The sequence below is a fragment of the Oceanotoga teriensis genome (assembly GCF_003148465.1).
Taxonomy (GTDB): domain Bacteria; phylum Thermotogota; class Thermotogae; order Petrotogales; family Petrotogaceae; genus Oceanotoga; species Oceanotoga teriensis.
Genome location: NZ_QGGI01000012.1, coordinates 25,655 through 39,281, shown reverse-complemented (window position 1 = coordinate 39,281; position 13,627 = coordinate 25,655). Strand labels below are relative to the sequence as shown.

Below are 13,627 nucleotides of genomic sequence, written 5' to 3'. Positions count from 1 at the left end.
CAAGATTATTTATTGCCGAAAAGTTGTCATAGTTTTATTCCTATGACAACTTTTTTAGCAATTATAATTTATCTACGTCTAATTCTTTACCTTCTTCATCAAACAACTTAATATCTAATAATAAACCCTGTAATTCTTTTACTAATACTTTAAAACTTTCAGGAATTCCTGGTTCTGGTAGATTTTCACCTTTTAATATTGCTTTATAAACTTCATTTCTACCTCTAATATCATCCGATTTATAAGTCAACATTTCAGTTAATGTATGAGCTGCTCCATAAGCTTCAAGAGCCCAAACTTCCATTTCTCCAAATCTCTGTCCACCAAGATGAGCTTTACCACCCAATGGTTGTTGGTGAATTAAAGAGTATGGACCAGTAGCTCTTGCATGAATTTTATCTTTAGCTATATGAGATAATCTGATCATATACATAAATCCAATATCTATCGGATAATCAAATGGTTCTCCATTTCTTCCATCTCTCAATACTATTTTTGCGGTTATATTATCATCTGTTTCACCAAGATCAAGTTGTTTTTCTTTTCTAACTCTATGTAACTCTGTTGTTATCTGTTCTTCAGTTGCTCCATCGAAAATAGGCGTTGCAAAGTATTTTCCTGATAACTCTGCCAACCAACCAAGATGTAATTCTAGAACCTGTCCTATATTCATACGTGAAGGAACTCCCAAAGGAGATAACATCATTTGTATAGGTCTACCATCTGGTAAAAATGGCATATCTTCTTTATGTAGTATTGTAGAAACAACACCCTTATTACCATGTCTTCCAGCCAATTTATCCCCAGCTTGTAATGTTTTTTTGGTAGCTATATAAACTTTAACATATTTATTCACACCTATTTCGAGGTTAGGAATATCCTTTCTATCGAAAACTTGCACATCTATTACTCTACCTTCTATACCATGAGGTAATGTCAATGAAGAATCTTTTACATCTCTTCCTCTATCACCGAAAACAGATTTAATAAGTTTTTCTTCTGGTGATGTTTCTGATTCTCCACGTGGTGTAACCTTACCAACAAGTATATCTCCAGAAGATACATAAGAACCAACTCTTACTATACCTTCTTCATCAAGATTTCTTAAAAGTTCTTTTTTCACATTTGGAATATCTGCTGTAATTTCTTCAGGTCCCAATTGTGTATCCATTGATTTAGTTTCATAAACTTCTATATGCACAGAAGTAAATGAATCTTTTTCCAATAATTCTTCTGAAACAACTATAGCATCTTCAAAATTATAACCTTCCCATGGAACAAAAGCTACTAAAATATTTTTACCTAATGCCAATTCACCCATTTCTGTAGAAGGGCCATCAGCAAGAGGAGCATTCTTTTCAACTATTTCTCCCATGTCAACTATAGGTCTTTGGTTTATACACATATCTTGATTAGATCTTACATATTTTAATATTTTATATTCATCTTTAATATAATTTGAATTTCTATCTTTTATATAATTTCCTTCTTCATCTATTCTGGTAATAACAATTTTTCTTCCATCAACATAAGTAACAACACCCCTATGTTTTGCAAGTATAACATATCCAGAATCTCTTGCCGCCAACCACTCAACTCCAGTACCTACATATGGAGCATCTGTATAAAGTAAAGGAACTGCTTGCCTTTGCATATTGGATCCCATGAGAGCTCTATTGGCATCATCATGTTCTAAGAATGGAATCAAAGATGCAGAAACTGATGCAATTTGTTTAGGTGTAACAGCTATAAATTCAACTTCTTCTTTAGGAAATAAAGTAACCTTTCCAAGATACCTTATTTCAACATATTCTGATACTATATTATTATCTTCATCTCTCTCAACAGATGCAGGGGCTATTTTATGAGTTTCTTCTTCATCAGCTGACAAATACACTATATCTTTATTAAAAATCTTTCCATTTTTAACTCTAAAATAAGGAGCTTTCAAAAATCCATATTCATCCGTTCTTGCAAGAATAGCAAGCGAAGTTATAAGTCCTATATTTGCACCTTCTGGCGTTTCAATAGGACACATTCTCCCATAATGTGAATGATGGACATCACGAACTTCAAATTTTGCATGTTCTCTTTTTAATCCACCAGGACCTATCGCGGAAAGTCTTCTCTTATGAGTTAATTCTGATAAAGGATTTATTTGATCCATAAACTGTGATAATTGTGAAGTAGCAAAAAATTGATGAAAAGATGTCATAATAGCTCTTGAATTTATAAGAGACTGTGGATTTATTTTATTTAAAGATTGTGACATAGCTATCTTTTCTGGTATATGTTGAATCATTTTAGAATACGCTTTTTCAAACTCAATTTGCATAAGTTCTCCAACAGATCTAACTCTTTTATTTCCAAGATGATCCCTGGTATCCAGTGCTTCAGGGTTTTCCTCAAGGTCTAAAAGATGTCTTGCTGAAAGAATTATATCCAAATGTTCTATAGCCATTGATTCTACTGGATATTCTAAATTATTCAATTCATCTTCTGTTAATTCTTTTCCCTTAACTTCTTTAAGATATTTAAAATATACATCTTTTAAAGAAACTTGAACTTTTTGCCTTCCTATATCTGAAAAATCAAACTTATCTTCTCTAAAATACATTTCCTCGATTTCTTCTTTTGCTTTTTGTCCACGAGGTATTTCAGTAGGTTTAAGCTTTATAAACATTTCTTTATAAGCTTCAAGAGATGTTAAAGGACCTTCTTTTTCATACCTTTTCTTCATTTTATCAAGAGTTAGCTGTGCAACTCTATGAGATACTTTAATACTTTTCACATCATACTTAAATAATAATTCTTTTGCTTCTGAAAGTTTCATTCCTCTTACAGTGGTTTTAGAAGGTTCCATTTCCTCTAGTTCTTGAAAATGCATATCAGAAAGTACGGTTGAATCATTATATGTTTCAACATCAAACTCATCTTCAAGATCTATATTTACAGGAAAAAGATCGAGTATATCAAGATCATTTTCATAACCTAAAGCTTTCAAAAACAAGAAAAAATTAAATTTTCTTTTCCTATCGATTCTTATTTGAAGAACCTCTTTACCTAAGTTTGGATTGAATATTATTTCAAGCCAAGCACCTTTTACAGGTAAAAAATGTGCTAAAAACATTTCTTTATTAGAATCTTTTTCTTCTTCTTTAACAAAGTAAATCCCTGGAGATCTAACTAATTGATTTACTACTACTCTTTCTGCACCATTAATAATAAATACTCCTCTATCAGTCATATAAGGAATATTACATAAAAAAACATCTTCTTTTTCTATAGTTTCACCTGTTGATGTATCGGTTATCTGAACGGTAAGAAACGCTCTTCCAGAGTAGGTAAGGTTTTTTGACTTACATTCTTCTTCAGTCATTAAAGGATCCTCGTATTTCACATTAACAAAATCAAGTAGGATTTCTTTGTTCTTTTTAGCTGTAGTTTTTATTGGAACTCTAAGCGGCATAAACTTTCTTATTGTTTCTTGTAGTCTTTTTTCAAGAAAATCTTTGAATGAAGACTTTTGAATTTTTATCAAATCATCGTACATTTCAAAATTTTCATGTACATTTCCAAAGAAATCTCTTTCTCTTTTTCCCACTTTTAAAGTGCGGGTGTTCACTGGAATCACCTCGGCTTTTGGAATATTTATATTAAAATGTTACAATTTTTTTCTATTTTTAAGCAAAATGAAACCGCATCAGACCTTATGGCCCAATGCGGATTCAATTGTATCATCATTTTATAAATTTTTTATTAAGAAAATAATTCAATTACTTCAAATTATTTAAGTTCTACTTCTGCTCCAGCTTCTTCTAATTTTTTCTTAAGTTCTTCAGCTTCAGCTTTTGCTGCGCCTTCTTTAACTTTAGCATCTGGAGTTCCTGCTTTTTCAACTAAGTCTTTTGCTTCTTTTAATCCAAGACCTGTAACTTCTCTAACAACTTTTATAACACCTATTTTTTTAGCACCGAAGCTTTTTAATACAACATCAAATTCTGTTTTTTCTTCTTCTGCTGCTGCTCCACCTGCAACTGCTCCTGGCATAGCTGCCATAACTGGTGCTGCTGCTGATACTCCGAATTCATCTTCTAAAGCTTTTACTAAATCTGCTAAGTCAGCTACTGTCATTTCCTTTATTGCCTGAATGAGTTCTTCTTTTGTCATTTAGAACACCTCCGTAATATTATTCTGATTTTTGATCTTTAATTGCATTTAAAACGTTTGATAAATTTCTAATTGTTCCAGCAAGAACATTAACTACTCCATTTATAGGGGCGTTCAAGCCACGTACAAACATACCGATAAGTTCTTGTTTTGATGGAAGTTTTGATAACTCTTCTGCTTTATTAGCATCAAATATTTGTCCTTCAAGAACTCCACCTTTTATAGATGGTTTTCCATCATGTTTTTTTGCAAATTCAGTTAATACTTTTAATCCCACTATAGGATCTCCTGATTTTACATAAAAAACACCTGTTGAACCTTCAAGAAATTCTTCATAATCTTCTAAGTTTAATCCAGCTTCTTTGATAGCTGTTTTTAACAATGAATTTCTCATTACTTTATATACAGCTTCACTTTCATATTCCTTAAAAAGTTGCATTCTCATATCATCAGTATGAGAAACAGGCATACCTGTGAAATCTGTAAAAACTACTATTGAAGAATTCTTGAATGCATCTACAAATTCGTTTACTAATAAAGTTTTCTCTTTTCTGGTTAACAACTCAATGCACCTCCTTAAATAAAAAAATTCCACGACTAAATGAGGGTCGCGGAACATAGACAACAAAAAACTTGTCTCTTTTCTCCACGCACCTCGGCAGGCATCTTTAATATATTGATTTCAATATAACCTACTGTCTTAGGTACGACATTATTAACTTTTCCTGAAAAATTATACTATAGATAAAGCATTTATGTCAAGTTTAATTCCAGGTCCCATTGTAGGTGCAATTACTACTTTTTGGAAAAATTTACCTTTTGATGCCGCTGGTTTTAATTTAGATAATTGTTCTAAACCATTTTTTATATTTTCAACTAATTGATCATCTTCAAAAGAAACTTTACCTGCTGGGAAATGAACATTACCAGTTTTATCATTTCTTACTTCAACTCTACCAGCTTTAAATCCCTTTACTGCTGCTTCTATATCATCAGTAACTGTTCCAGCTTTTGGAGATGGCATCAATCCTTTTGGTCCCAATACTTTACCTAATTTCCCAACAAATCTCATCATATCAGATGAAGCTATAGCAACATCAAAATCTGTCCAGCCTTCTTTAGTTATCTTTTCAACTAAATCTTCAGCTCCAACAAAATCTGCTCCAGCTTCTTTAGCTTTTTCAGCTCTTTCACCTTGAGCAAAAACTAAAACTTTAACATCTTTACCTGTTCCATGAGGCAAAGTTACTGTACTTCTAACGTTTTGATCACTTTTTTTAGGATCTATTCCTAATTGAACATGTACTTCCACTGAAGCGTTGAATTTAGCATATGAAACTTTTTTTGCAAGTTCAACTGCATCTTTTAAATCATATAATTTATCTGATTCAACTATTTTTTTAGCTTCTAAATATTTCTTTCCATGCTTTGCCATTATTTTACCCCCTCTCTTATCCTTCTACAACTTCTATACCCATATTTTTAGCTGTTCCCATGATAATATTCATGGCAGCTTCAATGGTTTTAGCATTTAGATCCTGCATCTTAGTTTCGGCAATTTCTTTTACCTGACTTCTCTTGATCTTTCCAGCTATTTCTTTACCAGGATTATGTGCTGCTGATTTTACACCTGCTGCCTTCTTTATCAAGAATGATGCTGGAGGGGTTTTTACTGCAAATGTAAATGATCTGTCTTCATAAACAGTTATTTCTACAGGCAATAACATACCAGCTTTATCTGCTGTTTCAGCATTAAATTTTTTACAAAACTCCATAAGATTTACACCATGTTGTCCAAGTGCTGGACCAACTGGAGGGGCTGGAGTTGCCTTAGCAGCTTGTAGCTGTAATTTTATTACTCTTGCTATTTTCTTAGCCATTTTTCCTACCTCCTTGTGGTATTTTCGGATTTCTCCTCCCACTAAATTCCAATTTATAATATAGAATTATTATGAAATAAATAATAAAATTTGGTAAAAAATAAAACATCTTTGGTAAACAAAACTTTAATCATTCAACTATTTTTTCTATTTCAGATAGACCCAACTCAACGTCAGTTTCTCTTCCGAACATAGAAACAGAAACATTAACTTCATGTTTATCTAAATCTATATTTTTAATTTTTCCAGTAAAAAATTCAAATGGTCCATTTATTATTTTAACATGCTCGCCAATTTCATAATCAATTCTTATTTCAGTTTTATCTTTTTTATCTTCATAATCTTCTTCACCAATAAGTCTTAATAAAGCTCTTATTTCATTTCTTTTAAGTCTTATAGGTTTACCACCAACATTCAAAAATGTTGAAACATAAGGTATTGATTTAACAAGATTTTCGGCTTCTTTAACATGCATCATTTCTATAAAAATATACCCTGGAAAAAGTTTTTTTCTTGAAGTTTTTATTATTCTAATTTCTTTTCTCATTGCAGTTTCTCTAACATCAACTCTACCAGATGATTTAGCTTTAAATTCTTTTCCTTCTGCTAATTTTTCACCTTTAGAAATTTCTGTTCCATTTCTAAAAACTTTAGAATCAAAATTAGAACGTGGAACTATATAGACATCCTTTTCTCCCAAGGAATTATCTATTATTACTTTTTTTACTTTTTCTATAGCACCTATTTCACCATCAACTTCACACTCAAAAGAAGCATCTTTTGTGAATGGCATGCCAGCTTTAACATCTTTACCCACTCTTAAACCAGCTAAAATTCCGGCATTTTCCGGAATTAAATAGGTAGTAGAATATTTTTTACCTTTTGTTTCTATTATAATTCTTCTAAAATTTTTTAAAGATGTAATAATTCCATTTTCTTTAGCAAAAAAATCAGCTTCTTTAGCTATAACATCACCTTTTTTTATATCTTTACCTTTTTTAGTAAAAACTTTAGAATCATTATTAACAAAAACTTTTTCTACTTTTTTATTTGAATAGTCAAGCTCTTCTATTTCTGGAACTATTATTTTTCCAAAAAAATGCGCAAAGCCTAACATTCTATACTTTTCTTCTAATAATTCTTTTACTTTATTTTCCATACCTGAGTACGCTTGTAAAACATACCATTCTTTACGCATATTCAATCACCCACTTTTATAATTTATGGATTGGGTGTCATATTTGTAGCCATTCCTCCAAGGAATATAGGGTATACCCATTTTGTGAATGCCGATAATAATCCCCAGTCAATTACCAACAAATAAACAGAAACAAAAAGAATTATAACTAAAACGACACCTGTCGATTTCATTAAATCTTTCTTTGATGGCCAGCTAACCTTTTTAGCTTCTTGCCACACAGAACTCAAAAAAACCCAGAATTTTGACATATTCTGTACCTCCTCAAACAATCCCATATTCTTATGAAATAAAGCCCCTTGACATTTGAAGGGGCTTTTTCAACTCTATATTTTTGATTCAGTATGTAATGTATGTTTTCTACACTTTGGACAAAACTTTTTCAATTCAATTTTTTCTTTAAAATTTCTATTCTTTTTCTTATAATAATTTCTTGTACCACATTCAGAACACTTTAAAGAAAAGTTCACTATTACGTTTTTTGAAGCCATAGCTTTCACCTCGCCCAGCTAAAAATTATGGTGGTTAGGGAAGGATTCGAACCTTCGAAGGCAATCTGCCAGCGGATTTACAGTCCGCCCCCTTTGGCCGCTCGGGCACCTAACCACAATTATTGTTTTTATGGAGCCGACGAAGGGACTTGAACCCCCAACCTGCTGATTACAAGTCAGCCGCTCTGCCAATTGAGCTACGTCGGCGTTATTTTGTTCGTTAGCCATCAAGTTGCGCTAACCGTGAATGATTATATCAGAGTTGAAGAATATTGTCAATTGCATTAAAGTAACAAAAATATTAAACAAATGTTTTTTTGTTTTTCGGACTTTTAATAAATATTATAGTCATTTATTTTATACACAAATTATGATTTATTTTATCTTATTTATTTTGTTGCCTATATATAGGATGTTTGTAATATAAAAATTTTGTAATTATAAATATTCGTGATAAAATATAAGTGCAATGAATACAGCAAATATGGTCGAATATGGAGGTGAAAAAGATGTTCGACAATTTTACTGAAAGAGCTGCCAAAGTGTTTATAAATGCGCAGAATGAAGCTAAAGACATGGGACACCCATATGTTGGAACAGAACATATATTACTTGGATTATTAAAAGTAGGTGGAAAATATCTTGATGTAGTATTCAAAGAGTTTGAAATAAATTATGAAAAATTAAAATCTGAAATAACAAATGTTGTAGGAACAAACTCTAGTCAAGGAATAATTGGAGCACCACAACCAACTCCAAGAGCAAAAAGAATAATAGAATTGGCCTATGATGAATCTGAATTAATGGGTTCTTCAAGAATAGATGCCGAACATCTTTTGTTAGGTATTTGTCGTGAAGCTGAAGGTATTGCATCTCATATAATGAAAAGAATGGGAGTTAATCTTTCAAATATGAGAAAACAGCTTGCAGATTTAATGATGAAGGGCGAAATAAAGCCAAATGAGGAAACAATTGAATTTGAAGATAATGAAGACAAAAAAAGGCAAAAACAAAATGCTTTAAAACAATTAGAAGATTTTGGAACAGACCTAACAGAAAAAGCGAGAGAAGAAAAATTAGATCCTGTAATAGGTAGAGAAATTGAAATAAGAAGAGTTATGGAAATTCTTGCCAGAAGGAAAAAAAATAATCCTGTGTTAATAGGTGAAGCTGGCGTTGGAAAAAGTGCTATAGTTGAAGGTTTAGCTAAAAAAATTGCTGATGGTGATGTACCAGAAGTTTTAAAAAATAAAACAATATTTGCACTTGATATAACCTCTTTAGTAGCGGGAACAAAATATAGGGGTGAATTTGAAAAAAGAATGAAAAAACTCATGCAAGTTTTGGAAAAAACTGAAGATATAATTTTATTCTTAGATGAGCTTCATATGATAGTAGAAGCTGGAGCTGCTGAGGGTTCTTCTATGGATGCTGCAAATGTTTTAAAGCCAGCACTTGCAAATGGAAGTATAACTCTTATAGGTTCTACGACATCTTCAGAATATAGAAAATTTATAGAAAAAGATCCTGCACTTGAAAGAAGATTTCAAAAAATATTTGTTGCGGAACCTTCCAATGAAGAAGCTATCGCAATATTAAAAGGAATAAAGATTAAATATGAAGAACATCATATGGTAAATTACACAGATTTTGCCATAGAAAATGCTGTAAATTTGTCAGTCAGATATATAACTGATAGATATTTACCAGATAAAGCTATTGATATAATAGATGAAGCTGGTGCAAAAGCGAGACTTGATACTTTGACATTACCAAAAAAATTAAAAAAAGAAGTAGAAAAAATTGAATCTCTTGAAGCTGAAAAAAATTTAAAAATTTCTGAAAACAAGATGGATGAAGTAGAAAAAATAAACTCAGAATTAGAAACTTTAAGAGATGCATACAAAGAAAATTATATGGAATGGAGAAAAAAAGCAGAAAATCAAGTAATTCCAATTAAAGAACAAGAAATAGCCGATGTTGTATCAAATTGGACAGGAATTCCATTAAAAAAACTTGAATCAAGTGAAATAGATAAATTATTAAACTTAGAAGCTGTTTTACATGAAAGAGTTATAGGTCAGCACGAATCAATAGTATCTGTTTCTAAAGCTATTAGAAGATCCAGAAGTGGTTTAAAAGATCCAAGACGCCCTAATGGAGTTTTCATGTTTTTAGGTCCTACAGGGGTAGGTAAAACAGAACTCGCTAAAACTATTTCCGAATATTTATTTGGTGATGAAAGTTCTCTTGTAAGGATTGATATGAGTGAATATATGGAAAAATTCAATGTTTCAAGGCTTGTTGGAGCTCCTCCAGGATATGTTGGTTTTGAAGATGGTGGTCAATTAACAGAAGTGGTAAGAAGAAGACCATATTCAGTTATTCTTTTGGATGAAATTGAAAAAGCACATCCTGATGTATTCAACATATTACTTCAAATAATGGATGAAGGAAGACTTACAGACTCACAAGGTAGAACAGTTGATTTTAGAAACACTATAATAATAATGACTTCAAACTTGGGCTCTGAACATATAAATAAATCTAAAAGATCTCTTGGTTTTGTAGAAGAGATCTCTGAAAAATCCGAATACAAAGAAATAAAAAGCTCTGTAATGTCAGCAATAAAAAAAGCTTTCAAACCAGAATTTATAAATAGATTAGATGATGTAGTCGTATTCCATCCTTTAACTAAAGAAAATATAAAATCTATAATTGAAATTCAACTAAAAGATATCTCAACAAGACTTGAAGATAAAGATATAAAAATAAAGATAAGTAAAAATGCCATAGATTTCATTTTAGAAAAAGGATATGATCCAGTTTATGGTGCAAGACCTCTAAAAAGAACTATACAAAAATATATAGAAGATCCCCTTTCAGAAGAATTATTAAAAGGAAAATTTAAAGAAGGCGATCAAATATCTATTGGAAGTAAAAAAGATGGTCTTTCATTCAAAAAAATTGTCTCCAAAAAGAAAAAGGTGGTAAAAAACACTTGAAGACGAAAAAATATTTTGTATGCAATGAATGTGGATTTGAATCTGATAAATGGTTTGCTAAATGTCCATCATGTAATTCAATATCATCCGCGGTAGAATTTACCGCGGATATTGATTTTAAAAAAAATAAAAAAACATCAAAAACAACATCAGAAATAACTTATCTTGATGAAGAAGTTTCTATACCTGTAAGAATTAAAACTTCCATAAAAGAATTCAATGATTCCATAAATGGCGGCTTTGTAAAAGGTGGAATTTATTTAATAAGTGGTGAACCTGGCATAGGTAAAAGTACATTAATATCTCAAATTTCTAAAGATATTGATGGATTTGTACTTTATGCAACTGGTGAAGAATCAAAAACTCAAGTAATACAAAGATATAAAAGATTAAATATAGAAAATAAAAATATAGGTCTTATATTTGAAAATGATATAGATTCAATAATAAACACCATATCTAAATCAACAAAAAAACCCTCGGTTGTTTTTATCGATTCAATTCAAACCATGAAATCAGATGAATTTGATTCAATAGCAGGAAGCATATTACAAGTTAGAGAATGCTCTAAGAAAATAACTAATTTTGCAAAAAATAATGATATAACAATAGTCTTAATCGGACATGTAAACAAAGAAGGAGCCGTTGCAGGTCCAAAAATATTAGAACATATAGTAGATTGTGTTATACAATTTGATCTTGAAAAAACTTCTGGATTAAGAATGGTAAGAATAACCAAAAATCGATATGGACCTACCGATGAAATAATATTATTAGAAATGACTTCAAAAGGATTAATCCCAATAGAAAATATGAATGAATTTTTTTTAAATGATTATTCAAATGAATCAGGAAATACTTTAACAATAATAAAAGAAGGGAATAAACTAATTCCAATAGAAATTCAAGCTTTAGTGAGTAAACCAGTTTATGGAACTCCCAGAAGAATCACATCTGGTGTCCCTTTAGATCGAGTTTTAATGATAAGTGCTGTTTTATCAAAAAAACTAAAAATGCCTATAGAATCTAAAGATATATTTGTAAGTACCTCTGGTGGATTCAAAATAAATGATTCTGCAATAGATTTAGCGATAGCTAATTCTTTAGTTTCATCATTATTAGAAACACCTCCATTAGGTCCTACAATAGCTATAGGTGAAATAGGATTAGATGGAAAAATTCGTTCTGTGAGTTCAATAGAAAAAAGAATTGAAATTTCAAAAAGACTTGGTATGGAAAATATATTAATTCCAGAAAAAAATAGCAAAAAAGTTAAATCTTGTACTCCAATAAAAAATATAAATGAATTAGTTAAATTATTCAAGGGGGTTTAAATATGGATGAGGGCTTATTAAAAATACTTGATTTTTTAGCACCTGGAAAACAATTAAGAAAAGGAATCGATAGAATAATGGAAGCAAATTTAGGAGCTTTAATATTTTTAGCTTCAAGCCCTGAAAAGTATCTTGAAGAAGGTTTAATACAACTTGGCTTCGAATTAGATGCTTTATTCATACCAGAAAAAATATATGAGCTTGCAAAAATGGATGGTGCTATAGTACTCGATAAAAATGCTGAAAAAATACTATTTGCAAATGCTCAATTAAATCCTGAAAAATCATTAAATTCAGATGAAACCGGTATGAGACATAGAACAGCTGAAAAAGTATCACTTCAAACTGGAGATATAACCATAGCTGTTTCAAAAAGACGTAATTCGGTATCTGTATTTTATAAAAACAAAAAACACGAACTTTTAACAGAAAATATACTCTTTGCAAGAGTAAACCAAGAAATAACAATTGCTCAAAGATATAAGCAAAGTTTTTTAGATTTAATAGATTATCTTAACATAGAAGAAGTGAGAAAAAATGTTAGTTTATATGATGTAGCTGAAATAATATCAAAAGGAATGTTAACCATAAAAATAACTCAAGCAACAGATAAATATTTGAGAGAACTTGGAGAAATAGCTGGTAGTTCTAAACTCGAATATGAAGAAATCTTAAGATCTGTTCCTAAACTTGTTGGAGCAATCATAATGGATTATAATGTAGATGATTTAAATTATCAAAAATCGGAAGATGCTATAGAAAATTTTAATAATGTAAAAACCGACGATTTAGTAAATTTATTCACAATAGCAAGAACTTTGGGATATGATGTATCCTCCGATGATGAACTTGAAGAAAAAATAATAATCCCAAGGGGTTATAGAATATTATACTCAACAAAATTACCTTCATCAGCAGTTAAAAATGTTGTAGATAATTTTGAAAGACTTCCTTCATTGATGGAAGCATCTTTTGAGGATTTAACCAATGTTGCTGGAATAGGTAAAAGAAGAGCCGAAATAATATTGGGAGCATTGCATAGAAAGAAAAAAGAAACAGAAGATATCAAAGAAAAAGATTTAGAGGTGGAATTTAAAAATGAAGATAATTACTAATAATAAAAAAGCTTATCATGATTATTTTATACTTGACAAATTTGAAGCTGGCATTTCATTAACTGGCTCAGAAGTTAAATCAATAAAAAATGGGCATATAAATATAAAAGATTCATACTGTAAAGTTAAAAATCGTGAAGCATACTTAAATAATGCTAATATAACTCCTTATGGAAATTCATCAATTTTTAACCATGAACCATTAAGACAAAGAAAACTTCTTTTACACAAGGAAGAACTGAGAAAAATACAAGAAAAACTAAAAAAAGAAAAATTAACTATAATTCCTTTAAAAATTTATATCACTGAAAAAGGATTGATAAAATTAGAAATAGGTCTTGCAAAAGGGAAAAAACAATACGATAAAAGAGAAACTTTAGCAAAAAAAGATTTTGAAAGAAAAATGAAAAGAACTATAAAATACGATATTTAAA

General features: G+C 30.4%; 12 protein-coding genes, 2 tRNA genes and 1 other annotated feature. Of the genes, 4 read left to right on the top strand and 10 right to left on the bottom strand.

Features of this window, described 5'->3' with window-relative positions:
• Window positions 1-61 precede the first annotated feature (61 nt).
• The 10 genes from rpoB to C7380_RS08830 all read right to left on the bottom strand — a co-directional run bounded on the left by rpoB (window position 62) and on the right by C7380_RS08830 (window position 7,946).
• Complete coding sequence (rpoB, locus tag C7380_RS08875) at window positions 62-3,625, bottom strand: DNA-directed RNA polymerase subunit beta (protein ID WP_109605149.1); 3,564 nt, start codon at window positions 3,623-3,625, stop codon at window positions 62-64.
• 161 nt (window positions 3,626-3,786) lie between these two features.
• Window positions 3,787-4,170, bottom strand: coding sequence for a 50S ribosomal protein L7/L12 (gene rplL / locus C7380_RS08870; RefSeq protein ID WP_109605148.1), 384 nt, complete (start codon window positions 4,168-4,170; stop codon window positions 3,787-3,789).
• Window positions 4,171-4,189: 19 nt separating this feature from the next.
• Window positions 4,190-4,732, bottom strand: a complete 543-nt coding sequence (gene rplJ / locus C7380_RS08865) for a 50S ribosomal protein L10 (RefSeq protein ID WP_109605147.1) — start codon at window positions 4,730-4,732, stop codon at window positions 4,190-4,192.
• 11 nt (window positions 4,733-4,743) lie between these two features.
• Window positions 4,744-4,893, bottom strand: a sequence feature (ribosomal protein L10 leader region).
• A gap of 10 nt (window positions 4,894-4,903) precedes the next feature.
• Window positions 4,904-5,605, bottom strand: coding sequence for a 50S ribosomal protein L1 (gene rplA / locus C7380_RS08860; RefSeq protein ID WP_109605146.1), 702 nt, complete (start codon window positions 5,603-5,605; stop codon window positions 4,904-4,906).
• A gap of 16 nt (window positions 5,606-5,621) precedes the next feature.
• Window positions 5,622-6,050: a 50S ribosomal protein L11 gene (gene rplK, locus C7380_RS08855; RefSeq protein WP_109605145.1), complete on the bottom strand. Its 429-nt coding sequence runs from the start codon at window positions 6,048-6,050 to the stop codon at window positions 5,622-5,624.
• A gap of 130 nt (window positions 6,051-6,180) precedes the next feature.
• Window positions 6,181-7,248 carry a transcription termination/antitermination NusG family protein gene (locus tag C7380_RS08850; protein WP_109605144.1) on the bottom strand — a complete coding sequence of 356 codons (1,068 nt, stop codon included), beginning with the start codon at window positions 7,246-7,248 and terminating at the stop codon, window positions 6,181-6,183.
• 23 nt (window positions 7,249-7,271) lie between these two features.
• Window positions 7,272-7,499: a preprotein translocase subunit SecE gene (gene secE, locus C7380_RS08845; protein ID WP_109605143.1), complete on the bottom strand. Its 228-nt coding sequence runs from the start codon at window positions 7,497-7,499 to the stop codon at window positions 7,272-7,274.
• Window positions 7,500-7,574: 75 nt separating this feature from the next.
• Entirely contained in the window at window positions 7,575-7,739 is a 165-nt protein-coding gene (gene rpmG / locus C7380_RS08840) for a 50S ribosomal protein L33 (protein ID WP_109605142.1), read from the bottom strand.
• Between the two features lie 28 nt (window positions 7,740-7,767).
• A tRNA-Tyr gene (locus C7380_RS08835) sits at window positions 7,768-7,854 on the bottom strand.
• Between the two features lie 16 nt (window positions 7,855-7,870).
• Window positions 7,871-7,946 (bottom strand) — tRNA-Thr (locus tag C7380_RS08830).
• 302 nt (window positions 7,947-8,248) lie between these two features.
• On the opposite strand from C7380_RS08830, the gene C7380_RS08825 reads away from it, so the two are divergent.
• The 4 genes from C7380_RS08825 to smpB are packed head-to-tail and all read left to right on the top strand — an operon-like array spanning window position 8,249 to window position 13,626.
• Complete coding sequence (locus tag C7380_RS08825; protein WP_109605141.1) at window positions 8,249-10,744, top strand: ATP-dependent Clp protease ATP-binding subunit; 2,496 nt, start codon at window positions 8,249-8,251, stop codon at window positions 10,742-10,744.
• Window positions 10,741-12,078 carry a DNA repair protein RadA gene (gene radA, locus C7380_RS08820; RefSeq protein ID WP_109605140.1) on the top strand — a complete coding sequence of 446 codons (1,338 nt, stop codon included), beginning with the start codon at window positions 10,741-10,743 and terminating at the stop codon, window positions 12,076-12,078. Before C7380_RS08825 ends, radA begins: the two co-directional genes overlap by 4 nt.
• A gap of 2 nt (window positions 12,079-12,080) precedes the next feature.
• The gene (disA, locus tag C7380_RS08815; protein WP_109605139.1) at window positions 12,081-13,193 is read left to right on the top strand and encodes a DNA integrity scanning diadenylate cyclase DisA; all 1,113 of its coding nucleotides are present in this window, start codon (window positions 12,081-12,083) and stop codon (window positions 13,191-13,193) included.
• A complete protein-coding gene (gene smpB / locus C7380_RS08810; RefSeq protein ID WP_109605138.1) occupies window positions 13,177-13,626 on the top strand; it encodes an SsrA-binding protein SmpB in 450 nt (149 codons plus the stop codon). Before disA ends, smpB begins: the two co-directional genes overlap by 17 nt.
• Window position 13,627 lies beyond the last annotated feature (1 nt).